This window comes from Roseivivax marinus, from assembly GCF_900109705.1.
GTDB lineage: Bacteria > Pseudomonadota > Alphaproteobacteria > Rhodobacterales > Rhodobacteraceae > Roseivivax > Roseivivax marinus.
Genome location: NZ_FOAI01000001.1, coordinates 172,253 through 194,153 on the forward strand (window position 1 = coordinate 172,253; position 21,901 = coordinate 194,153).

Annotated in this window: 20 protein-coding genes; 15 read left to right on the forward strand and 5 right to left on the reverse strand. The window is 67.5% G+C overall.

What is annotated here, in order from left to right:
- Positions 1-31: 31 nt before the first annotated feature.
- From BMX29_RS00750 to BMX29_RS00770, 5 genes are all read left to right on the forward strand, one after another.
- Positions 32-1,252: an amino acid ABC transporter permease gene (locus BMX29_RS00750; protein ID WP_043844875.1), complete on the forward strand. Its 1,221-nt coding sequence runs from the start codon at positions 32-34 to the stop codon at positions 1,250-1,252.
- Between the two features lies 1 nt (position 1,253).
- Positions 1,254-2,546 (forward strand): amino acid ABC transporter permease, encoded by a 1,293-nt coding sequence (locus BMX29_RS00755; RefSeq protein ID WP_092809601.1) that lies wholly within the window; start codon positions 1,254-1,256, stop codon positions 2,544-2,546.
- Positions 2,547-2,558: 12 nt separating this feature from the next.
- Complete coding sequence (locus BMX29_RS00760; protein WP_043844877.1) at positions 2,559-3,347, forward strand: amino acid ABC transporter ATP-binding protein; 789 nt, start codon at positions 2,559-2,561, stop codon at positions 3,345-3,347.
- Between the two features lie 354 nt (positions 3,348-3,701).
- Positions 3,702-4,586 (forward strand): formyltetrahydrofolate deformylase, encoded by an 885-nt coding sequence (gene purU, locus BMX29_RS00765; RefSeq protein WP_043844878.1) that lies wholly within the window; start codon positions 3,702-3,704, stop codon positions 4,584-4,586.
- Positions 4,587-4,772: 186 nt separating this feature from the next.
- On the forward strand, positions 4,773-5,231 hold the full coding sequence (locus BMX29_RS00770) for an NUDIX hydrolase (protein ID WP_092809603.1): 459 nt from the start codon (positions 4,773-4,775) through the stop codon (positions 5,229-5,231).
- A 6-nt stretch (positions 5,232-5,237) separates the two neighbouring features.
- Here BMX29_RS00770 and smc read toward each other — a convergent pair whose 3' ends face one another.
- A complete protein-coding gene (gene smc / locus BMX29_RS00775) occupies positions 5,238-8,693 on the reverse strand; it encodes a chromosome segregation protein SMC (protein ID WP_092809605.1) in 3,456 nt (1,151 codons plus the stop codon).
- A 203-nt stretch (positions 8,694-8,896) separates the two neighbouring features.
- On the opposite strand from smc, the gene BMX29_RS00780 reads away from it, so the two are divergent.
- From BMX29_RS00780 to BMX29_RS00795, 4 genes are all read left to right on the forward strand, one after another.
- Positions 8,897-9,388: a GNAT family N-acetyltransferase gene (locus tag BMX29_RS00780; RefSeq protein WP_043844881.1), complete on the forward strand. Its 492-nt coding sequence runs from the start codon at positions 8,897-8,899 to the stop codon at positions 9,386-9,388.
- Between the two features lie 500 nt (positions 9,389-9,888).
- The gene (locus tag BMX29_RS00785; protein ID WP_092809607.1) at positions 9,889-10,776 is read left to right on the forward strand and encodes a methylated-DNA--[protein]-cysteine S-methyltransferase; all 888 of its coding nucleotides are present in this window, start codon (positions 9,889-9,891) and stop codon (positions 10,774-10,776) included.
- A 131-nt stretch (positions 10,777-10,907) separates the two neighbouring features.
- A complete protein-coding gene (locus tag BMX29_RS00790) occupies positions 10,908-11,579 on the forward strand; it encodes a YiaD family glycine zipper/OmpA-like lipoprotein (RefSeq protein WP_043844883.1) in 672 nt (223 codons plus the stop codon).
- A gap of 94 nt (positions 11,580-11,673) precedes the next feature.
- Complete coding sequence (locus tag BMX29_RS00795) at positions 11,674-12,228, forward strand: NADPH-dependent FMN reductase (protein WP_092809609.1); 555 nt, start codon at positions 11,674-11,676, stop codon at positions 12,226-12,228.
- A 21-nt stretch (positions 12,229-12,249) separates the two neighbouring features.
- Here the strand turns inward: BMX29_RS00795 and BMX29_RS00800 are convergent, their stop codons facing one another.
- A complete protein-coding gene (locus BMX29_RS00800) occupies positions 12,250-12,942 on the reverse strand; it encodes a sugar transferase (protein WP_092809611.1) in 693 nt (230 codons plus the stop codon).
- 819 nt (positions 12,943-13,761) lie between these two features.
- Here BMX29_RS00800 and BMX29_RS00805 point away from each other — a divergent pair.
- From BMX29_RS00805 to BMX29_RS00830, 6 genes are all read left to right on the forward strand, one after another.
- Positions 13,762-14,376, forward strand: coding sequence for a ribonuclease D (locus BMX29_RS00805; protein ID WP_092809613.1), 615 nt, complete (start codon positions 13,762-13,764; stop codon positions 14,374-14,376).
- A 15-nt stretch (positions 14,377-14,391) separates the two neighbouring features.
- Positions 14,392-15,003: an LPS export ABC transporter periplasmic protein LptC gene (gene lptC, locus BMX29_RS00810; RefSeq protein ID WP_051487762.1), complete on the forward strand. Its 612-nt coding sequence runs from the start codon at positions 14,392-14,394 to the stop codon at positions 15,001-15,003.
- Between the two features lie 21 nt (positions 15,004-15,024).
- Positions 15,025-15,534: a lipopolysaccharide transport periplasmic protein LptA gene (gene lptA / locus BMX29_RS00815; RefSeq protein ID WP_043844888.1), complete on the forward strand. Its 510-nt coding sequence runs from the start codon at positions 15,025-15,027 to the stop codon at positions 15,532-15,534.
- Positions 15,535-15,536: 2 nt separating this feature from the next.
- Entirely contained in the window at positions 15,537-16,298 is a 762-nt protein-coding gene (gene lptB, locus BMX29_RS00820) for an LPS export ABC transporter ATP-binding protein (RefSeq protein WP_092809615.1), read from the forward strand.
- A 246-nt stretch (positions 16,299-16,544) separates the two neighbouring features.
- Positions 16,545-17,114 (forward strand): ribosome hibernation-promoting factor, HPF/YfiA family, encoded by a 570-nt coding sequence (gene hpf, locus BMX29_RS00825; protein ID WP_092809616.1) that lies wholly within the window; start codon positions 16,545-16,547, stop codon positions 17,112-17,114.
- 57 nt (positions 17,115-17,171) lie between these two features.
- Positions 17,172-17,636 (forward strand): PTS sugar transporter subunit IIA, encoded by a 465-nt coding sequence (locus tag BMX29_RS00830; protein WP_043844891.1) that lies wholly within the window; start codon positions 17,172-17,174, stop codon positions 17,634-17,636.
- 52 nt (positions 17,637-17,688) lie between these two features.
- Here the strand turns inward: BMX29_RS00830 and BMX29_RS00835 are convergent, their stop codons facing one another.
- From BMX29_RS00835 to BMX29_RS00845, 3 genes are read right to left on the reverse strand one after another with little or no spacing between them, the layout of a single operon-like run.
- Positions 17,689-19,116, reverse strand: a complete 1,428-nt coding sequence (locus BMX29_RS00835) for a sulfotransferase family 2 domain-containing protein (protein WP_092809618.1) — start codon at positions 19,114-19,116, stop codon at positions 17,689-17,691.
- Between the two features lie 40 nt (positions 19,117-19,156).
- Positions 19,157-20,854 carry a DUF5927 domain-containing protein gene (locus BMX29_RS00840; RefSeq protein ID WP_092809620.1) on the reverse strand — a complete coding sequence of 566 codons (1,698 nt, stop codon included), beginning with the start codon at positions 20,852-20,854 and terminating at the stop codon, positions 19,157-19,159.
- Positions 20,851-21,861, reverse strand: coding sequence for a glycosyltransferase family 2 protein (locus BMX29_RS00845; RefSeq protein ID WP_092809622.1), 1,011 nt, complete (start codon positions 21,859-21,861; stop codon positions 20,851-20,853). Before BMX29_RS00845 ends, BMX29_RS00840 begins: the two co-directional genes overlap by 4 nt.
- Positions 21,862-21,901: the final 40 nt, after the last annotated feature.

Here is a 21,901-nt window from a genome sequence, read left to right on the forward strand (position 1 = left end):
AGTGAAGCGGACGCCAACAGGGATCACATCGATGGCTTCTCTCAGCGACCCGCAAGGCAGCGAGTCGTCGTTCCGGCTTTCTATGCTGCTGAACGACACGCGCTATCGTTCCTATACATTCCAGTTCATCGCGCTTGTCTGCGTCGCCCTGCTGTTCGCCTATCTGGGCTCGAACCTGGCGGCGAACCTGCGGGCGGCCGGCCTGAGTATTTCGTACGACTTCCTCGGCGATCCCTCGGGCTATGACATCAACCAGGCTCTTCTGCCCTATACCAGCCAGTCCACCCACCTGCGCGCCTCGCTCGTGGGCCTGCTGAACACGCTGCTGGTGTCGATCCTCGCCTGCATCACCGCGACCCTGATCGGGGTGACGGCGGGCGTGCTCCGGCTGTCGAACAACTGGCTCGTGTCCAAGCTGATGGCCGCCTACGTCGAGCTGTTCCGCAACGTGCCGGTGCTGATCTGGATCATCATCATCTTCACGATCATGACCGCCGTGGCCCCGGCCCCGAGCGCCTTCCGCGGTGACAACCCGGATGCGAACATGCTCTTCGGCGCCATCGCCTTCACCAACCGCGGGGTCTACGTGCCGAAGCCGCTGCTCGACCCGCTTGGATGGGTCGTGGTCGCTGTCTTCGTCGCGTCGATCATCGGAGCGATCCTCTACCGGCGCCACGCGCGCAAGCGGCTCTACGCGGACGGAACGCTTTTGCCGACGACCTGGCCGACGCTTGCCATCGTGTTCCTGCCGGCGCTCGTGGCCTACGTCATCCTCGGCCGCCCGATCACGCTAGAGCTGCCCGAGCTTGGCGGCTTCAACTTCTCGGGCGGGATCAACCTTCTCGGGTCGCTGATCGCGCTGTGGTTCGCGCTAGCCATCTACACCGGCGCCTTCATCGCCGAGAATGTCCGCGCCGGCATCCTTTCGGTCAGCCGGGGCCAGACCGAGGCGGCCGCCGCACTCGGCCTGCGCCCGCGCCGGATCATGAACCTCGTGATCCTGCCGCAGGCGCTGCGTGTGATCGTTCCGCCGCTGATCTCGCACTACCTCAACATCACCAAGAACTCGTCGCTGGCGATCGCGGTGGGATACATGGACCTCACCGGCACGCTGGGGGGCATCACGCTCAACCAGACGGGCCGCGCGATCGAGACGATCCTGCTGCTGATGCTGTTCTACCTCGCGATCAGCCTGACGATCTCGGCGCTGATGAACGTCTACAACAACGCCGTCCGGCTGAAGGAGCGCTGAGATGAGCGATCTTCACGCGCATTCCGTCGCCTATGTCCGCGAGTCGATGCTGGACCAGCAGCCGCCCCCGGCCACCGAAACCGGCGTGGTCAAGTGGATGCGGTCGAACCTATTCTCGACGATCCCGAACGCGATCCTCACGCTGCTTGCGCTCTGGGCGCTGTGGTCTCTTCTGTCCGGCGTGGCGCCCTGGCTGTTGAACGGCATCTGGACGGCACCATCGCTGTCGGCGTGCCGCGAGATCCTCGACGGCGCGACAGGCGGCTGCTTCTCGGTTCTGACCGAGCGGTGGAACCAGCTTCTGTTCGGTTTCCAGTATCCGTCCGAGCTTTATTGGCGGCCGACGCTGGCCTTCGTGCTGCTGTTCGTCGCCATCGCGCCGGTGCTGTTCTTCAACACCTTCCCGCGCAGGATGCTGATCTTCACCGCGATCTACCCCTTTCTCGCCTACTGGCTGATCTGGGGCGGCTCGATCCTTGTGCCGCTTCTCGCGGCGGTTGGGCTGGTCGCGGGCTACTTCGTCTACGCGCGCTTCGTGGCGCAGTCCTTCGCGATGGGCTTCTTCGGCGGGATCGTCGCGGCCTTCGTGGTGTGGTGGATCACCGGCTTCCTGCCGGTGGAGGGCATCCTCGCCCTGACCCCGGTGGAAAGCCGGAACATGGGCGGCTTCATGCTGAACCTGATCCTGGGCTCGGTCTGCGTGTCGCTGTCGATCCCGTTCGGCATCGCGCTGGCCCTCGGGCGGCAGTCCCGGATGCCGATCATCAAGTGGATCTGCGTGGTCTTCATCGAGTTCATCCGGGGCGTGCCGCTCATCACATTGCTCTTCGTGGCGAACGTGGTGCTGGCCTACTTCCTGCCGCCGGGCACCAACTTCGACCTGATCCTGAGGGTGATCATCATGATCACGATGTTCGCCTCGGCCTATATCGCCGAGGTGATCCGCGGTGGCCTCGCCGCCCTGCCCAAGGGTCAGTACGAGGCGGCCGACAGCCTCGGGCTCGACTATCCGCAGGCGATGCGCCTCATCATCCTGCCGCAGGCGCTGAAGATCTCGATCCCCGGCATCGTCAACGTGGCGGTGGGCCTGTTCAAGGACACGACGCTGGTGTCGGTCATCTCTATGTTCGACCTCGTGGGCATGATCCGCGGGCCGATCCTCGCCTCGACCGAGTGGAACGGCGTCTACTGGGAGCTTCTGGGATTCGCCGCGCTCCTGTTCTTCGTCACCTGCTACGGCATCTCGCAATATTCCCAGTGGCTCGAGCGTCAGCTCAACACAGACCGGCGCTAAGGAGGTCAGGACATGGCACAAACCGCAGTAGACACGCCGTCCCCGGCAAAGCTCGAGGTCTCCGACGAGGTCGCGATCCAGATCTCGAATATGAACAAGTGGTACGGCACCTTCCACGTGCTGCGCGACATCGACCTGACCGTCTATCGGGGCGAGCGGATCGTGATCGCGGGGCCCTCGGGCTCGGGCAAGTCCACCCTGATCCGCTGCATCAACGCGCTGGAGGAACACCAGCGCGGCCGGATCGAGGTGGACGGCACGGTGCTGTCCTCCGACATCAAGAACATCGACACGATCCGGTCGGAGGTCGGGATGGTGTTCCAGCACTTCAACCTGTTCCCGCACCTCACGATCCTCGAGAACTGCACGCTTGCGCCGATCTGGGTGCGCAAGACGCCGAAGCACGAGGCGGAGAAGACCGCCATGCACTTCCTCGAAAAGGTCAAGATCCCCGAACAGGCCGACAAGTATCCCGGCCAGCTCTCGGGCGGTCAGCAGCAGCGCGTGGCGATCGCGCGGTCGCTCTGCATGAAACCCCGGATCATGCTGTTCGACGAGCCGACCTCGGCGCTCGATCCCGAGATGATCAAGGAGGTGCTCGACACCATGGTCGAGCTCGCCGAGGAAGGCATGACGATGATCTGCGTCACCCACGAGATGGGCTTTGCCCGGCAGGTGGCGAACCGGGTGATCTTCATGGACCAGGGCCAGATCGTTGAACAGAACGAGCCGGAAGAGTTCTTCAACAACCCGCAGAACCCGCGGACGAAGCTCTTCCTGAGCCAGATCCTCGGGCACTGAGGCGATCGGGGCAGGGGCTCTGGCCCCTGCCTCGCGGCCGGCCGTTCGTGCGTCGGCCGACGGGCAGAGGGCTGGCCACGAACCAGCAAGGCGTGGCGGAGATCGATCGCGCCCCTGCCATTGATCTCGAAGGCTGCGTCCGCCGGTGCGGAAAGCATCCGCGCGATTTCCATCCTGATAACCAAAGCCGAAATTGCGCCGCGACTGGTCGTTTGCGGGCCTTTTCGCGACCGGGCCCGCGTGTAGGGTGCCGGTCAGCACACCGGGCGTGCGACTGATCTCCATGGCACGCGCGCGGTCGGCGTGTCCGGGATCGCGCGACCCTGACCAAGGCCCCCGACCGCCGGAACCGTCATGTCTGAATACTTCCTCACGATGACCTGCCCCTCGACGCGCGGGATCGTCGCGGCGATTTCGACCTACCTCGCCAAGAACGGCTGCAACATCACCGACAGCGCGCAGTTCGACGACCAGGAGACCGGCAACTTCTTCATGCGCACGAGCTTCGTGCCCGAGACCGGCGTGTCGCTCGAGGACCTGCGCGATGGCTTCGACGAGGTCGCGGCCCCCTTCGACATGACTTTCGACTTCCACAGCCGCGACACGCGCATGAAGGTCGTCATCATGGTGTCGCGCTTCGGGCACTGCCTGAACGACCTGCTTTACCGCTGGCGCATCGGCGCGCTGCCGATCGACATCGTGGCGGTGATCTCGAACCACATGGATTACCAGAAGGTCGTGGTGAACCACGACCTGCCGTTCCACTGCATCCGCGTCACCAAGGAGAACAAGCCGCAGGCCGAGGCGCAGATCATGTCCATCGTCGAGGAGACGGGGGCCGAGCTGATCGTGCTGGCGCGCTACATGCAGGTGCTCTCGGACGACATGTGCGCGCGCTACTCGAGCCGGATCATCAACATCCACCACTCGTTCCTGCCCTCGTTCAAGGGGGCCAACCCCTACAAGCAAGCCTTCGAGCGGGGCGTGAAGCTGATCGGCGCGACGTCGCATTACGTGACGGCCGACCTCGACGAGGGCCCGATCATCGAACAGGATGTGGTGTCCGTCACCCACGCCCAGAGCGCGTCGGACTACGTGTCGCTTGGCCGGGACGTCGAGGCGCGGGTGCTGTCGCGCGCGGTACACGCGCACATCCACCGGCGGGTGTTCCTGAACGGGGCGAAGACGGTGGTCTTCCCGGCCTCGCCCGGCTCTTACGCGTCAGACCGCATGGGCTGATCCCGCCGATATTGGTCGGCCTCCCGTTTCGACCGAAGCGGAGTGACAAATCGGAACCGCCGGAATTGCCTTCCGGCGGTTTTCTATTTTGGAAACCGCGGGCGGTTGGAAACTGTCTTTCCCGGATTACACTCTGTGTTTACGATGGAAGACATAAAAACAAATCGGGCAAATCGTGGCGGCACAATGCCAGACCGGGGAGAACAGATCGCGGCCCTTCCTCTAAGCTGGGACCGCAAGGCGCGGCTGCGCGTGCTGATGGTGACATCGCGCGACACCGGCAGGTGGGTCATGCCCAAGGGCTGGGAAATGGACGGCAAGAAACCGTGGGCCGCCGCCGAGATCGAGGCGCTCGAGGAAGCCGGGGCAAAGGGTTACATTTCCAGGCAGTCGGTCGGGTCCTACACCTACGACAAGGGTTTGGACGACGGCACCGTGCTCCCGTGCATCGTGCAGGTCTACCCGATGTTCGTCAGCAACCTGAAGCGCCGGTGGAAAGAGCGGAAAGAGCGCAAGCGCCGCTGGTTCACGCTCGACGCCGCGGCCGATCGTGTGGACGAGCCGGACCTCGCGGAGCTTCTGCGCAACCTCGACCTCAAGGGCATCCCGCGCGACGTCGCCAAGCGGCTGAAGCGCGCAGCCTGAGGGTGGTCAGGCCACCATCTTCTCTGCGCGCTTGAGGTCGACCGAGACCAGCTGGCTCACGCCCTGTTCCTGCATCGTGACACCGAACAGCCGGTCCATCCGCGCCATCGTCACCGCGTGGTGCGTGATGATGAGAAAGCGCGTGTCGGTCTGGCGGCACATCTCGTCAAGCATGTCACAGAACCGCGTGACGTTCGCGTCGTCCAGCGGGGCGTCAACCTCGTCGAGCACACAGATTGGCGCCGGGTTCGCGAGGAACACCGCGAAGATCAGCGCCAGCGCGGTCAGTGTCTGCTCACCCCCTGACAGGAGCGACAGCGTCGACAGCTTCTTGCCCGGCGGCTGACAGAGGATCTCGAGTCCGGCCTCCAGCGGATCGTCGCTTTCGACCATGACGAGGTTCGCCTCGCCGCCGTTGAAAAGATGGGTGAAGAGCAGTTTGAAGTTCGAGTTCACCTGCTCGAACGCGGTCAGCAGCCGTTCGCGGCCTTCCTTGTTCAGGCTGGCGATGCCCGACCGGAGCGTGGTGACGGCCTCTTCGAGGTCGGCCTTCTCGGAAACGAGGGTGTCGTGCTCCTCCTGCACGGTGCGTGCGTCCTCTTCGGCGCGCAGGTTAACCGCCCCAAGGGCGTCGCGCTGGCGCTTGAACGTGTTCACCTTCGCCTCGATCTCGTCGGCGGCTTCCAGTGCCTCGGCGTCGATCTCCAGGCTCGCCTGCAGCGCGGCAGGCGTCGTTTCGAGTTCGTCCTCGATGCGCTCCTCGGCGGCCTTCACGGCCTCGTCCGCGGCCTCGGCACGGGCCTCGTCGCGGGCGCGGGCCTCGCGGGCGTCGGACGCGGCGCGCTCGGCCTCGCGTTCGGCGGCGACCGCCTCGCGCAGCGCGGTCTCGGCGGCGGCGAGCGCGTCCGACGACGCGCGGCGGCGGGTTTCGGCGGCCTCGATCTGTCCGGTCAGCTTCTCGCGCCGTGCGATCAGCGCCTCGGGCGCGGCCGATGCTTCAGCCAGTTCGGCCTCGGCCTTGGCGCGGCGGCTGTCGAGTTCCGAGGTTCGGGTCCGTGCCGTCTCCAGCCGGTGGCGCCAGCCCGCCAGCTCCCTCGTGACCTGCTGTTTGCGGTGTGCCCGGGCCTCACCCTCGCGGCGCACCTCGTCGTGGGCCGAGCGGCGGGCCATCATCGTCATGCGCGCCGCCTCGACCGTCATCCGTACATCCTCGAGTTCGGCGCGTGCGGCGTCGAGGTCGGGCAGGTCGGCGACGGCGCTCTCGGCCTCGGCGAGGTAGCGTCGCGCTTCCGAGGCCTCTTCCGCATGGCGGTCCACCGATGCGGCGGCGGTCTCGACCTTGCCCTCGGCCATGTCGCGGTCGGCCTCCGCACGGCTGACCGCGCGGGCGGCCTCGGCCACGGCCTTGTCGGCCTCGCGCCGGGCGGCGCGCGCCTCGGTCTCGGCGCGGCTGAGATCCGCCAGCCGCGACGCCAGCGCCTCGTGCGCGGACGCCGCCCCTTCCAGCTGCGCCTCGGCGTGGGCGTTCTCCTGCTTCAGCGCCTCGAGCCGGTTGAGCTGCTCAAGCCGCAGCGCGGCGGCCGAGGGCATGTCCTCGGCCCAGGCGCGGAACCCGTCCCAGCGCCAGAGGTCGCCGTCGCGGTTCACCAGTCGCTGCCCGGGGGCGAGCTCTGCCTGCAGCACGGTGCCCTCGTCGCCCTCAACGAGCCCGATCTGCGCCATCCGGCGTTCCAGCACGTCCGGCACCGAGACATGGCGCGACAGGGGCGTGACGCCCGGCGGCAGCGGCTGCGCGGTGTCGTAGGCCGGAAGCACGGCCCAGCCGGAGGGACCGTCGGCGGCCACTTCCGGTGCGCGCAGGTCGTCGGCCAGCGCGGCGCCGAGCGCCTTCTCGAAGCCCTGCTCGACCTGGAGACGGTCGAGGATCTGCCCGCCCTCTGCGGTATCGCGGTCGAGCAGCCGGGCCAGTGCCGACACCTCGGCGCGAAGGGCGGTGGCTTCGCCCTCGGCGGCGCTGCGGGCGGCGCGGGCATCGGCCTCGCGACCCTGGGTGTCGGCGCGGGCGGCCTCGGCATCGGTCAACAGAGTCTCCGCGCGGGCGGCGGTCTGGCGGGCGCGCTCGGCTTCGGCCTCGGCACCGAGCTGCGCGTCGCGGGCCGCGGCGCGGGTCGCTTCGGCCTCGGTTGCGGCGGTGCGCGCCGCCTCGGCGGCGGCTTCGCTGCGGGTCAGTGCCTTGGCGGCCTCGTCGCGCGTCCGGTGCGCGGACTGGTGGCGCGCGGACAGGCGCGCCATGTCCTCGGTCTGCTCGGACAACGCGCTTTCACGTGCCTCAAGCACCGATGCCGCCTCGCGCGCGGCCTCGGCCGCCTCGTCGAGTCGGTCCTCGTGGCCCTCGCCGGCCTCGGCCAGCTCCTCCGCCTCCTGTTCGAGGTTGGCGATGGTTTCGTCGGCGTCGCGGTTGAGCCCGCCCTCGCGCTCGATGTCGCGGGTGAGCTGTTCGATACGGGCCGTCAGGGTCTCGATCGCCTCGGCGGCGCGCGCCTCCTCGGCGGTCAGCTGGTCGCGCTCGACACCGAGCCGCTGAAGGATCGCGGACGCGACGCTGTCCTCCTCGCGCAGGGCGGGCAGGGCGTCTTCCTGTGTCTGTCGTGTGTCGGAGGCCTTCTGCGCGGCGGTCTCGGCGCGGGCTGCCGCGGCGACGGCCTCGCGCAGCGCGGCGCGGGCGGTGCGGCGCGCGGAATCGGCATCCATCCAGCGACGGTAAAGCAGCCGGCCCTCGGCCAGCCGCAGGTCCGCCCCGATGGCGCGGTAGCGCGCGGCCTGCTTGGCCTGCCGCGCCAGGCTGGCAAGCTGGGTCGCGAGGCCCTCGACCACGTCGTCGACGCGGGTGAGGTTGGCCTCTGTGTTCTTCAGCTTTAGCTCGGCCTCGTGCCGGCGCTGGTAGAGACCGCCGATGCCGGCCGCATCCTCCAGCACACGGCGCCTCGACTTGGGCTTGGCGTTGATCAACTCGCTGATCTGGCCCTGCCGCACCAGCGCGGGCGAGTGCGAGCCGGTCGCCGCGTCCGCGAAGAGCATTTGCACATCGCGGGCGCGCACCTCCTTGCCGTTGACCCGGTAGGCGCTGCCCACGTCGCGGGTGATCCGGCGGGTGACGTCGAGCGTGTCGGTCTCGTTGAAGCCGGCCGGCGCCAGCCGGTCGGAGTTGTCGATCTGCAGCGCGACCTCGGCGTAGTTGCGCGCGGGGCGCGAGGCGGCGCCGGCAAAGATCACGTCCTCCATGCCGCCACCGCGCATGGCGGTGGGGCGGTTTTCACCCATCACCCAGCGCAGCGCTTCGAGCAGGTTGGACTTGCCGCAACCGTTCGGCCCGACCACGCCGGTCAGACCCTCCTGAATCAGGAGGTCGGTGGGGTCGACGAAGCTTTTGAACCCTGTCAGGCGCAGCTTTGAAAAGCGCATGGCGCGGCCTCGATTCCTGCTCTTTTTTCCAATGTGCCGGTCCGCGAGGGGGAGAGTCAAAAGCTTTCGACTGCATATCGCCGTGGGCAAGGGCTTATCCACAACATCTGGGTCGTGCTAACGCAAATCCGCGGCTTGACCCGCAGGCATTTCGGCCTGTCTTGTGGGGAGTAGATACATGCTAGCCAAGATCGGTGGACGTCATGCCCCTCGTCATCCGCCCCGTCTCGCCGGATTTGCCCGCTGCGCGCGCCCTCCTGGACGCCAGTCACGCGCTGATGGCAGCGCTGTTTCCACCGGATGAAAATGCGGTTCTCGATGCGACGGCGCTGGCCGAACCGGACGTTACCTTCTATGGCGCCGAAGAGAGCGGGGCGCTTCTGGGCTGCGTCGCGCTGAAGCGTCATCCGGAATTCGCCGAGGTGAAATCGCTGTTCGTGGCGCCCGAAGCGCGGGGGATCGGGCTCGGTGCTCGGCTGCTCGCCCACGTCGAGGCTGAGGCCGCGCGCGAGGGGCTGCCACTCGTGCGGCTCGAGACCGGCGACAAGCTGATGGCGGCAAGCGCGCTCTACCGGCGGGCGGGCTACCGCGCACGGGGACCGTTCGGCAGCTACCGCGCCAATGCCTCGAGCGTGTTCTTCGAAAAGGCGCTGACCGCGCCGGCCACCGCGGCGCAATCGAGAGAAAGGCCGTAACGAAAGCCGCCCACGTCCGAGGGGTCGGCATCGAGAACCTCGCAGTCCACTACCGGCGGCGGGTGCGGCGGCGCGGGCGGCAGTCGGGCCGGGCAATCCAGACCCATCCGCAAGAGAGCCGCATCGCCCCGCACCCACTCCACCCCGCAGCCGGTTCTTCGCGACACCACCAAGGCGGCATGGGTCGCAACGCGCGCAGGGTCGGGCATCCATGCGGGGTCGAGGCGTATCGCCTCCACCTCCGGGCCAGCCTGGCGCAGGGCGAAGCGGTGAGGTCCGCTTGCCACCAGATGCACCGGTGCCCCCCGAAAGCCCGGACCCGCCACGTTGCAGGCGGCGAGCCAGGCCATCAGGGGGCCAAGGAGAAGCAGGCGGACCATGTCCCCGATCTACAGCAGGCACCTTCCCGAAGGATTAACGGCGCACATTCCGCAAGAACCGGGTCGCGCGCGCGACCCGCGCCCCGTTAGATGGGGCAGCGTTCCATCGGAGGTTCCGCGATGACCGACATGACCCTGACCGCCGAGACCACCCCGCCCGCTGGTCGCAGCCGCTACCATTTCGAGGTGATGCGCCGGGCGATTGACGTGATCGACGCCGCCGGCCCGCAGGCGCGGCTCGAGGACGTGGCGGCCGAGATGGGCATGAGCGCAGCGCACTTCCAGCGCGTTTTCTCGGACTGGGCAGGCATCAGCCCCAAGCGCTTCGCGCAGTATCTTGCCCTCGGTCACGCCAAGTCGCTGTTACAGGAGCGGTTCACCACGCTCGAGGCCGCGCATGCCGCGGGTCTTTCGGGCACCGGCCGGCTGCACGATCTCTTCCTTCGGTGGGAGGCGATGAGCCCCGGAGATTTCGCCCGCGACGGCGCGGGCCTCGACATCGCGTGGGGCTGGTTCGACAGCCCGTTCGGGCCTGCATTGGTGACCGGCACGGCACGTGGCATCTGCGGGATCGCCTTTGCCTCCGAGGCCGGGGAGGATGCGGCCTTTGCCGACCTGACCGGGCGCTGGCCGGCGGCGGCCTTCACCGAGTCGCCGGGACGACTGGCCCCGTGGGTGGACAGCGCCTTCGGGCAGGGCGGCGGCGGGCCGACCCCGCTGGTGATGATCGGCGCGCCGTTCCAGATCAAGGTGTGGGAGGCGCTGATGCGGATCCCCTCGGGCCATGTCACCACCTATTCCGAGATCGCCGGCGCCATCGGTCATCCGAAAGCCGTCCGCGCCGTCGGGACCGCGGTGGGGCGCAACCCGATCAGCCTTCTGATCCCGTGCCACCGGGCCTTGCGGAAATCGGGCGGGCTCGGTGGCTATCACTGGGGCCTGCCGGTCAAGCGCGCGATCCTCGCCTGGGAAAGCGCGCGGGCCGATGCGGGCGTCTCGGGAGGCTGAAACAGTGTTTCAAGGAGGGCGGCGAAACTTCGCCGAAATATCGCGGCAAGGTGTCGCTTGCGCGCAAACGGCAAGCTATACCTGAGCGGGATCCCGAGCCGGGACCGAAACAAGGAACGAGGCCTACCGACATGATCCGCGCCAAATCCGCACTTCTTCTCGCCTCTGCCGCCGTCGTGGGCCTTGCCGCCTGCGAGCCGCTGCCGAGCGACCCGAACAACCCCAACCCGCGCCAGAACACCCAGCGCGGCGCGCTGATCGGTGCCGGTGTCGGCGCCGCGGCTGGCGCGCTGATGGGCAATGACCCCGAAGAGCGTCGCGCCAACGCGGCCGCGGGCGCCCTGATCGGTGGCGGTGCGGGCGCGCTCGTCGGCAACGAGCTCGACAAGCAGGCGGCAGAGCTGCGCAACTCGGTCGGCAACTCGAACATCGACGTGCGCAACACCGGCGACCGCCTGATCGTGACGCTGCCGCAGAACATCCTGTTCGCCACCGACAGCGCCCAGGTGTCCGGCTCGATCCAGGGCGACCTGCGCGCCGTGGCGTCGAACCTGCAGCAGTACCCGAACCAGACCATCCAGGTGATCGGCCACACCGACAACACCGGCGAGGCCGCCTACAACTACGACCTGTCGCAGCGCCGCGCGCAGGCGGTGTCGGGCATCCTGATCGCCAACGGTGTGCCGTCGGGACGCGTGCAGGCCATCGGCCGTGGCGAGGACCAGCCCGTTGCGTCGAACCTGACGCCCGAGGGTCGTCAGCAGAACCGCCGCGTCGAGATCGTGATCCTGCCGAACGCCTGATCGTTCACGCAGACCAAGTGTGGAGCGCCGCGGCTTGCCGCGGCGCTTTTTCGTGTCATGTCGGGCGCAGACACGGCCACAGGAGACCCATCGCATGTCCGACCTTCGCCTTCTCGGCCTCTGCGGCGCCTTGCGCGCCGCCTCCACCAATCGGCTTCTCCTGCATGAGGCCGCTCGTCGCTTCGGGCCCGCACACTTCGCCGAGGCCGATCTGCGCCTGCCGCTCTTCGACGGCGATCTCGAGGCCGAGGGCATCCCGCCCGAGGTGCAGGCCCTGTCCGACCAGATCGCGGAGGCGGACGCGGTCATCGTCTGCACCCCGGAATACAACAAGGGCGTCTCGGGCGTTCTGAAGAATGCGCTCGACTGGGTCAGCCGCACCAAGGGCGCGCCGTGGCGCGACAAGCCGGTGGCGATCCTGTCGGCGACGTCGGGCGTAGCGGGCGGTCATCGCGCTCAGACCATGCTGCGCGCGTGCCTCAACCCGTTCCGTCCGCTCGTGCTGCCCGGTCCGGAGGTCTTCGTCGGAAATACCTCGCAGAAATGGGACGAAGACGGGCGCCTCACCGACGAGGTCGGCGGCAGGATGATCGACGAACTGATGGGCCTTCTGCGCGAGGCGGCCGAGGATCGTCGCGCCAGGGGGTGAGGCGTCCGGAGCGGTACCGGCCTAGCAGCCGGTGCCGGTGACGACCACGCGCACGGTACGGGCCAGCACCCGCATGTCCGTGCCGAAGGACAGCTCGCGCAGGTAGGCGGCGTCGAAGCGCGCGCGCTCGGCAAAGCTTGCCTCGTTGCGGACCGAGGTCTGCCAGAAGCCGGTGATGCCGGGCCGCAGCGCGTAGTAGGCGGAGCCGGGATAGAGAGCGCGCTGGTTCACCATCATCGGACGCGGACCCACGAGGGCCATGTCGCCGGCCAGCACGTTCCACAGTTGCGGCAGCTCGTCGAGCGACGTCTTGCGCAGCAGGTGCCCGATTGGCGTGATGCGCGGATCGCGCCGCAGCTTCTGGGTCACCGTCCACTCCAGCCGCGCGTGGGGATCGGCGGCGAGATGCGACTCGAGCCGCGCCTCGGCGTCCGGAACCATGGTGCGCAGCTTCCACATGCGAAACACGCTGCCGTTGCGGCCCACCCGGGCCTGCCGGTAGATCGGCGCTCCGCCGTCGAGGGCGATCAATGCGAGGAGCGGCAGGAGAATGGCGAGCACGGGTAGCGCCGAGAGCAGAACCGCGGCCACGTCGAACGCGCGCTTGAAGATGTCGCGGTAAAGAACGGGAGCGGTCGCCGGCGACAGGGCCTCGGCGATCAGCGGGTCGAACTCGGCAACGGCCTGGACCGGCTGGCGAACATGCAACGTCACGGTGCTCTCCTCGGAGGCAGCGCGGAAGAGAGCACCGGCGGCGCGACCTCGCCCTCAAGGGGCGGCCGTCAGACGCCGGTGCGACAGCAGCGTCGCGAGCGGTTGACGGATCACGTCGCCGGACGATCCCTCCCGCTCGAATGCACCAGCCCCCAAGTGCCACGATGGGAAAAACGTCTGAAATGTGGCGGTCCACATGTGCCAAGGATATGCGATTGCGGCATATTTTAGTCAACTTGGCTCACGCAGATACATCCGGAAGGAGAGCTGCGCCCAAGTGTCCGCACGGGCATCGATGACACACGCGCCTTCGCTTCATGGTTTGGCGCAGCGAAGTGTTCTCGTGAGAAGAGAAACGATCGCTCGGGCGTCGAGTGGCAACTGATCTCGACTTTCGCACACTTCCCGGTCAGCGAGGGGATTTTGCGGGGTTTGTCCGCCTCGGGCTCATCGAGCTACCGCGCTACCGGCTGTTTGATTGGTATTCGGAAACAATAGGGCTCCGGCAATCTACATGACGATGCGGCGCGCCGGCTGGGCGCGGGGCCGCAGCGGGCTGGCCCTGACACGCACAGGCTGTGTGGCGCGGCTTTCGGTTTGTAACAATGCACCGCTTAAACCCGGCCTCATTCTGGCGGGAAGCCCGGAATTTCGCCTCAATTCGTGCGAATCGTTCAGTGACCGGACAGCTTGCGCAGGGGCAGGCGGGACTTCGGACCGCGGCCGACGCCCCGCCCGCGCCTTGCCTCGGACCCCCGCGCTGGCTATGTGCGCCGGGAAGACGCTGCGGGAGTGCGGCGGAATTGAGGACGCGAGGGCATGGCGAACCACCTCTACCAGCGGGACCTGCCGAGCGGCCTCGACCTCGGGCCGGTGGTGGCCATCGACTGCGAGAGCATGGGCCTCAACCCGAATCGGGACCGCCTCTGCGTTGTGCAGCTGTCCTCGGGTGACGGTGATGCGCACCTCGTGCAGATCGCCCGGGGTCAGACCGACGCGCCGAACATCGTGCGGCTTCTGACCGATCCCGCGGTGCTCAAGCTCTTCCACTTCGGGCGCTTCGACATCGCGATCCTGCTGCGGACATTCGGCGCCCTGACCGCTCCGGTCTACTGCACCAAGATCGCGAGCCGTCTGGTGCGGACGTATACCGACCGGCACGGGCTCAAGGTCCTGCTGCAGGAGCAGGTCGGCGTCGACATTTCCAAGCAGCAGCAGAGTTCCGACTGGGGGGCGGTGCAGCTGACCGACGCGCAGATCGGTTATGCCGCCTCCGACGTCCTGCACCTTCACAAGTTGCGGGACCGGCTGGCCGCCATGCTCGACCGCGAGGGCCGCACCGAGATGGCGCAGGCCTGCTTCGACTTCCTTCCCATGCGCGCGCGTCTCGACCTGGCCGGCTGGCCAGAGACCGACATCTTCGCGCATTCCTGACGGGGAGGGATGGCGATGGCCCGGGGGGTGGGCTCCTATTCGCGGATCGTCTCCTGGCTGAAGCTGCTTCTGCCGCTGGGCGCCCTGGCGCTTCTGTCCACGATCTTCCTCTTCGCGCGCAGCTCGGACCCGGTGGAGAACCTGCCGGTCGCCACGCGGGAAGGACTGGCGGGACGCGCCTCCGAGATGGTGACCTCCCCCAGCTATTCCGGAACGACCGATGATGGCGCCATGCTGACGATCAGTGCCGAGAGCGCCCGCCCCGATCCGGACACCGAGGGCCGCATTCGCGCGCAGGCGCTCGATGCGGCGATGAGCTTCGAGGATGGCAGCCGCATCGACCTGTCGGCGCCCGAGGCCACCATCGACGACGAGAGCGATGCCGCCCGGCTGACCGGCGGCGTGACGATCCGCAGCTCGCAAGGCTATCGCCTGACCACCGACGCGCTGGACGCCGCCCTGACCCGCGTCGAGGTGGAGAGCGACGGGCCGGTCGAGGGGCAGGGGCCGTCGGGCACGCTGTCGGCGGGCAAGATGCGCGTCGAGGCCGAGACCGGCGAAGGCGCAGATACGGGCGCGGTGCGACTGCTCTTCACCGGGGGCGTCGACATGATATATCAGCCGTAACCCCAGACCGGAGAACTCCCAATGGTCCGCGCCTTCCTTCTTGCCGCCCTCCTTGCGGCCCCGGCCCTGCCCGTCCTCGCGCAGGGCACCGAGGTCGCGTTCGGCGGGATGCGGCAGGACAGCTCTCTTCCGGTCGAGATCAGCGCGGACCAGCTCGAGGTCAGCCAGTCCGATGGCACCGCGCTTTATACCGGCAACGTGGTGATCGGCCAGGGCGAGATGCGCCTCGCGGCCCCGCGCGTGCTGGTGGTCTACGGCGAACAGGCAGGCCGGATCGACCGGCTCGAGGCGTCGGGCGGCGTCACGCTTGTCTCGGGCGAAGAGGCCGCGGAGGCCGACCAGGCGGATTACGACATCGACGCCGGCACAGTCGAGATGACCGGCAACGTGCTTCTCACCCAGGGCCAGAACGCGCTGACCTCCGAGCGCATGGTCGTGGATCTCGACACCGGAACGGCGCAGATGGCCGGCCGCGTGCGGACCGTGCTCCAGCCCGGCGAGGGCAACGGCACCGGCGGCGGGTCGCAATAGGCATGGCCGAGAGTCCCGATCTGAGCGTGGCCGACGGGCCACACGGCCTCGAGGTGCGCCACCTGCGCAAGAGCTATCGCAAGAAGGTGGTGATCCGGGACGTGTCGATCTCGCTCGACCGGGGCGAGGTCGTGGCGCTGCTCGGGCCGAACGGGTCGGGCAAGACCACCAGCTTCTATGCGATCGCGGGTCTCGTGAACCCCGAGGGCGGTCAGGTGCTGATCGACGGGCGCGACGCCACTTACCTGCCCATGTATCGCCGCGCGCGCATGGGCATCGGCTACCTTCCGCAGGAGATGTCGATCTTCCGCGGTCTGTCGGTCGAGGACAACATCCGCGCGATTCTCGAGGTGAGCGTGCCGGCCGCGCACAAGCGCCGCCGCCGGCTCGAGGAGCTTCTTGGCGAGTTTTCGATCGAGCACTTGCGCCGGGCGCCGGCCTTGGCGCTGTCGGGCGGCGAGCGGCGCCGGGTCGAGATTGCGCGCTGCCTCGCGGCGGATCCCAAGTACCTGCTGCTCGACGAGCCCTTCGCCGGGGTCGACCCGATCAGCGTCGGTGACATCCGCGGCCTGGTGGCCGACCTCAAGACCCGGGGAATCGGCGTTCTCATCACCGATCACAACGTGCGCGAGACGCTCGAGATCGTGGACCGGGCCTACATCCTGCACGACGGACAGGTGCTCATGTCGGGCACGCCGGACGAGGTCGTGCGGAACGAGAACGTGCGCCGCGTCTACCTCGGTGACAATTTCCGGATCGGCTGAGCGGCGTTGCGCGGCCTTCAGCATCGCTGACGGTTTCGTTTGACAGCCCGCGCCCTTCTCGCCTCAAATGGACAAATGACGTCGCGAGATCGCACCGGCCCGATGCATCGAGAAGCCCCCGGCTTCGGCGCATTTCCATGGGCCGCGATCACCCCTCTCGGGCGTCGTTTCCACAGCAATACCGCAGGGGGCCGGGCCATGTCCGGCACCGGCCCGCGTGCGCCGTTCCCCAGGAGGAGCCTTTCCATGCGTTACCAGATCACGGGCAAACAGATCGACGTCGGTGAATCGTTGCAGACACATGTGGAGACCGAGCTCGGGGCAATGCTCGAGAAGTATCCGGGCCGCCCCACCGATGCGAACGTCATCTTCTCCAAGTCCGGGCATGAATACGTGTGCGAGGCGGTGATTCACCTGTCGACCGGCCTGAACTGCACCGCGAAGGCCAAGGGCACCGAGATCTACGCCACGTTCGCCGACTGCGCCGAGAAGATGGACAAGCAGTTGCGCCGCTACAAGCGCAGGCTCAAGGACCATCACAAGGAGCGGACGACTCCGGTTGAACTCTTCGGGGCCGCCTCGTATATCCTCGCCGGAACGGGAGAAGGCGACTCCGAGGTCGCTGAACCCGAAAGCTTGCAGCCGATCATCGTGGCCGAGATGGAGACGAAGATTCCGTCCCTGTCGGTCGGTGAGGCGGTCATGCAGATGGAGCTTGCCGGGGCCCCGGTCCTGGTGTTTCGCAACGAGAAGAAGGACGGCGTGAACGTCGTCTACCGCCGCGACGACGGCAATATCGGCTGGATCGATCCGTAACCGGCCGACCCCCGTCCACAGGGCGCGGCCCGACGCCCCGGAAAAGAGCAGGCACTGATGAACGTGATGGATCTTCTGAAGCCCGCGGCTGTCCGCGCGATTTCGGCCGCTTCGAGCAAGAAGCGCATGATGCACGATATCGCCGATATTGCCGCGGGGGCCTACGGGCTGAACCCCGACCGCACGGTCGAGGCGCTGATGGAGCGCGAGAGCCTCGGACCCACAGGAGTCGGTCACGGCGTGGCACTGCCGCACGCGCGGCTTGCCGGGCTCGACAAGGTGGTGGGTGCGTTTCTGCTGCTGGAAAAGCCGATCGACTTCGAGGCAGTGGACCGTCAGCCGGTGGACATCGTCTTTGCCCTGTTCGCCCCCGAGGACGCGGGCGTCGAACATCTCAAGGCGCTGGCGCTGGTGTCGCGCACGCTGCGGGATCCGGCCTTTTGCGACAAGCTGCGGGCCAACCCGGATCCGGCGAAGCTCTATACCATCCTGACCGAAGTCGCCCCCGTAAAGGCGGCGTGACCGGCCCCGCGGCCGGGCCTTTCGGTCCGGCCGGAACCGCCCTGACCGGCGCTTATCCCCAGTCCGAGAAACCGAACATCAGGTAGTCGCGCGCGTAGGCGTCGCGGGACAGTTGTTCGAGCGTGTCGTCGTAGATGCGCGCAAGGCCGTGAGGCGCCGCCACCGGGGTCGGTTGCGGTTCGATCGCGGTCTCGCGGCCGACCTGCATGGCCAGCGCCGGCAGGTAGGCGGCCATCTCGTCCTCGCGCACGATCATGTCAGGCAGCGTGAACTCGGCCATGCCCTGAAGCGTCTGCGCCTGCCCGGCCCAATGCGCGTCCACCCGGATCGGCGTCTGGCCGTTCAGATTGTCCTTGAGAAACCGCAGGAAGCCTTCGAACGCGGCGCGGTGTGCGTCGGCGTCCCAGTCGGCGCCCGGATCGCCCTCGGGCAGGGCGAGGTTATACTTCTTGCCGAGGAACCGACGGATCGCGGCGAAGGTGCCGGGGCCTGTGGCGAGGATCTTGTCGCAGAAGGCCGCGTGGGCGCGGGCCAGCGGATGCCGCACCACGGTAAAACTGCGGTGGCCGGGCCGCTCTCGCTTCCACTGCCGGAGGGTCTTCTGGCTGAAATCGCGGGTCAGCGCATCGGCGTCCACGCCGTCGAGCGCGGCCAGCCAGGCGGTCACCGCCGCCTCGGGGCCCGAGCGGATCGGCATGTACAGAAGCGGCGTCTCGGCGCCCGCGACGTAGGAGGGCACCACCGGGCCGCGCCGCGGCTCGAAGTTCGGTGTCCGCGACAGGTCGAACCGGTCGATCCGTGCAAGCGCTGCTTCCATCTCGGGGAAGTTCGCGACCTTGCTTTCCAACGGTTCGGGGTTCTGCCGTTTCAACGAGGTGTCGAGGCTCTCCAGCCGGTCGGGAATGCCGAGCCACGCGGCGATGCCGTTCATGACCTCAACGTCCTGAAGGTCCTCGTAAGCGACGTAAAAGGCCGTCTGACCGCTACGCTGGAGCGCGCGCAGCAGCGTGATCTGGAATTCCTGAAGTCCGGCGAGATGCGTCTCGAATTCGGCGCGGTCGAAGCGGGCCTTGGCCGCCTCGCGGCGGGCGACGTTGGTCAGCTTCCACTGGCCGGTGGCCTGCGCGATCTTCCAGCTGACATAGCTGTCGACCGGGTTGCGGGTCAGCACGATCTTGGCCGCACGAGGGTCTGACAGGATGGCATCCAGAACGCGAGGGTCGTGATCGTGGAAGTACCGGAAGCCCCCCATGCCGTGGCTGGCTCGCGCGATGTGGCGCAGAAGCCGCTCGGGGTGGGCGTCGCGCTCTTCGCGCGAGATCCCGAGTATATCGGTGGAATTCGGGTAGCCGATGAAGTGCGGGTTGAACGCCTCGCCGTGACAGGTGAGGGGCGGGAACGCGTTGAGGTTCGTTTCCAGAAAGTTCGATCCCGTCCGCATTTCTGCGAAGACGACGAAATAGTCGAAGCGGTCGGTCATCGGGCCTCTCGGACGCGGCGGCGGTTTTCGGCGCGGCGCGTCATCGCTTGATCAGGTAGGGCTTTTTCGCGGGCGTTGCGCCGCGGCGCGGCGCGGGGTCCACGGGGAAGTCGCCCATCAGGTAGGGGTGCATCCCCTGGTTCTTGAGGTTTTGCAGAAACTGACCAAAGCCGGCCAGGTCGGCCATGCGCGGGGCCTCGGTCAGGCGGCGCTGCGCTTTCTGGCCGATCTCGTCCACGATGACCTGCAGGGGCTCCATCGGGGCCTCGATGAACTCGGCCATGGACCAGATGCGGATGCGGGCCTTCACGTCTGGACTGCGTAGCTCGTCGAGGAACTTGGCCTCGACCTTCTGAAGGGCGGCGGCCTCGCGGCGCAGGTCGGCGAAATCGCGGTTCGAGCGGAACAGCGGCACCGCCCAGGCCCCCGACACGATCGAGATCTGCGCGTTCGGATCGCGCCCGGTGAACCAGTTGACCGACGGCGTGTCGTGTGGCCCGAACTGGAAGCACTGCCGCTCGCCGCGGGTGTTCCAGATCAGGTTGGTGAGGAAGGCGCGCGGGTTGGCGTCGCGGATCGCCGCGCTGTCCGACAGGGCCCCGTTCACCAGCGTCTGCCCGCCAGCGTAGTGCACCCGATCAGGGGCGAAGAGGTGGCCGTGCACCTGCGCGTCGGTGGCGCGCGCGAGCCAGGTCTCGAAGTCCTCGAACAACTCGGCGAAGCCGTGGAAGACGGAATACTTGCCCGCTGTCAGCCCATTTTCCCATCCCCAGTTCGGAAAGCGCGACTGCATGTAGAGGCCCGGGCGCCCCCGCGTCCGGCGGTCCACCGCCTTGGCGAAGATACGGTCGATCTTGCCGGGGTTGGGCTCGGCCTGGTTCTGGGCGGCGGCCTCTCCGAGGAAGGCGTCGTAAAGCCGCTGCGCGCGGGGCCAGATCTTGCGCGCAACGAAGCAGTCCGACCGCCGCAGAAGCTGCAGGTGGTCGTCGTAGAAGATGTGCGGCTTGCCCTGGAAATCGAACTTCGACAGCGTGAGCGACCGGCTTTCGATGTTGGTCGAGTAAAGCCGCGCGAGAGTCTGGAAGTAGCTCTCGTCGGGGATCCAGACCGAGCGGAAGTAGCGGTCGTATGTCGGGCGCTTGGGGTCCTGAAGGATCGCAGAAAGCGTCTGCCGGGTCAGGCACCACCATTGAGAGCCCATGTGCGGCACCAGCCCGCGCGGGATGCGGCGGCGGTAGCCCACGCGGCGCTGGAACGCCACGAAGCGGTCGAACAGCGTCCGATGGCGCCGCCACGAGAACGGGAACCGCATCGTGAAGCGTTCCTCGTCCAACCCGCCCACGGTCCACGGAACCTCCGACGTGGTGGCGCTTTCGATGAAGTCGGTGCGCGGCCGCTCGGCGAGGTAGTCGATCAGCTCTTCCACCGGGCGCAGCGGCAGGCACGACCCCGACGCGAGGTAGACGTGGCGGACATCCGGAAACTCGGCCAGCATCAACTCGCTCGCATCCTGGCTGGCGGCGACAAGACCCCAGGTGCCCCACTCGCAGCGATGCCGGCGTGAGAAGCGGATCAGCGGATCGTCCGAAAGCCTTTCCCTGAAGTCGGCGTAGGCTTTCGACGCGACAGTCACGTCGGTGTGGATCACAACCGGACAGCCCGCCCTCGTCCAGTGCCGGGCGACCTGCTCGGCTCGCCCGAACGCGGTGTGGATCAGCATGACGATCCCGACGCTCACGCCCAGTTCCCCTTGGACATGAGGCCGAGAATCTCGAGCTGTCGCCAGTTGATGTAGCGCTCGGACCACTTGCACCAGAGCTGCGGATTCTCCTTCAGGCCGGCGGCGTAGGCCACGTATTCCTTGGACGCGCCATAATGCTCCCGGCGGGTCAGCTCTTCCTCGGCCTTGGATGTGAAGGTGTCGAGGAACTTGGTGTGCAGCAGGACGCCCGACGCCTTTTCGCCGCCCCACTCGTCGTAGACGAGATTCAGCCCGCGCGGCAGGAGCATGTGCGTGGACGACACGTAGGCGTAGCGCCGATCCCACTTCACCAAAGGAATCTTGTTGAGCGCCGGCGCCTTCTCGGGAGCCTCGGGGAAGAACACGCGCGACCGCGGGCCGCCCTGGATCCACAGGTTGCCGAACCGCGGGTTGCGGGTGATCGTGTAGTTGCCGGCGTCGAACCACGGCGCGACCTCGAGCGGATCCTGACCGGCGCGGTAGGGCTCCTCGTCGATCCGGCCCTTGGGATACATGTCGAGCAGCATCGCCGAGAACGACTTGATCGACGACGCGTCGAGCCAGTCGGTCAGAGCCCGCAGGGGCCGCGTGTCGCAGAACGGGTAGAGGAACAGCTCGTCGGGATCGACCACGAGGCACCAGTGCCCGTGGGCGTACTTCATCTGGAGCCAGTTCAGCCAGTCGACCCCGAAGCGCGCACGCTTGTAGCTGTGGCGCGTGTGCCAGACCGACACGTCGGGCTGCGACGCCAGCCAGTCGAGCGACCCGTCGGTGGAGTCGTTGTCCACGATCAGGAAGTGGTTCACCCCCATCTCGCGGTAATACTTGAGGAAGTAGGGCAGGCGGACGCCCTCGTTCCGCGCGGTCGAAAACAGCAGCAGGTCGGACGGTCGGATCTGATCGGTGCGGTTCGCGACGGGGGCGAGGTTGCGCCGTTTGCGGAAGGCGCGGATGCGCCAGCGTCGCCGCTGCAACCTCAGCCGGTATGACTGCCAGACCCCCACGGGAAACCGCTGCCCTCATCATGTCCCGCGCGGGGGACGT

Excerpts from the sequence above, each read along its gene's own strand:
- BMX29_RS00750 (WP_043844875.1), top strand. The coding sequence starts at position 32 with ATGGCTTCTCTCAGCGACCCGCAAGGCAGCGAGTCGTCGTTCCGGCTT.
- BMX29_RS00755 (WP_092809601.1), top strand. The coding sequence starts at position 1,254 with ATGAGCGATCTTCACGCGCATTCCGTCGCCTATGTCCGCGAGTCGATG.
- BMX29_RS00760 (WP_043844877.1), top strand. The coding sequence starts at position 2,559 with ATGGCACAAACCGCAGTAGACACGCCGTCCCCGGCAAAGCTCGAGGTC.
- purU (WP_043844878.1), top strand. The coding sequence starts at position 3,702 with ATGTCTGAATACTTCCTCACGATGACCTGCCCCTCGACGCGCGGGATC.
- BMX29_RS00770 (WP_092809603.1), top strand. The coding sequence starts at position 4,773 with ATGCCAGACCGGGGAGAACAGATCGCGGCCCTTCCTCTAAGCTGGGAC.
- smc (WP_092809605.1), bottom strand. The coding sequence starts at position 8,693 with ATGCGCTTTTCAAAGCTGCGCCTGACAGGGTTCAAAAGCTTCGTCGAC.
- BMX29_RS00780 (WP_043844881.1), top strand. The coding sequence starts at position 8,897 with ATGCCCCTCGTCATCCGCCCCGTCTCGCCGGATTTGCCCGCTGCGCGC.
- BMX29_RS00785 (WP_092809607.1), top strand. The coding sequence starts at position 9,889 with ATGACCGACATGACCCTGACCGCCGAGACCACCCCGCCCGCTGGTCGC.
- BMX29_RS00790 (WP_043844883.1), top strand. The coding sequence starts at position 10,908 with ATGATCCGCGCCAAATCCGCACTTCTTCTCGCCTCTGCCGCCGTCGTG.
- BMX29_RS00795 (WP_092809609.1), top strand. The coding sequence starts at position 11,674 with ATGTCCGACCTTCGCCTTCTCGGCCTCTGCGGCGCCTTGCGCGCCGCC.
- BMX29_RS00805 (WP_092809613.1), top strand. The coding sequence starts at position 13,762 with ATGGCGAACCACCTCTACCAGCGGGACCTGCCGAGCGGCCTCGACCTC.
- lptC (WP_051487762.1), top strand. The coding sequence starts at position 14,392 with ATGGCCCGGGGGGTGGGCTCCTATTCGCGGATCGTCTCCTGGCTGAAG.
- lptA (WP_043844888.1), top strand. The coding sequence starts at position 15,025 with ATGGTCCGCGCCTTCCTTCTTGCCGCCCTCCTTGCGGCCCCGGCCCTG.
- lptB (WP_092809615.1), top strand. The coding sequence starts at position 15,537 with ATGGCCGAGAGTCCCGATCTGAGCGTGGCCGACGGGCCACACGGCCTC.
- hpf (WP_092809616.1), top strand. The coding sequence starts at position 16,545 with ATGCGTTACCAGATCACGGGCAAACAGATCGACGTCGGTGAATCGTTG.
- BMX29_RS00830 (WP_043844891.1), top strand. The coding sequence starts at position 17,172 with ATGAACGTGATGGATCTTCTGAAGCCCGCGGCTGTCCGCGCGATTTCG.
- BMX29_RS00835 (WP_092809618.1), bottom strand. The coding sequence starts at position 19,116 with ATGACCGACCGCTTCGACTATTTCGTCGTCTTCGCAGAAATGCGGACG.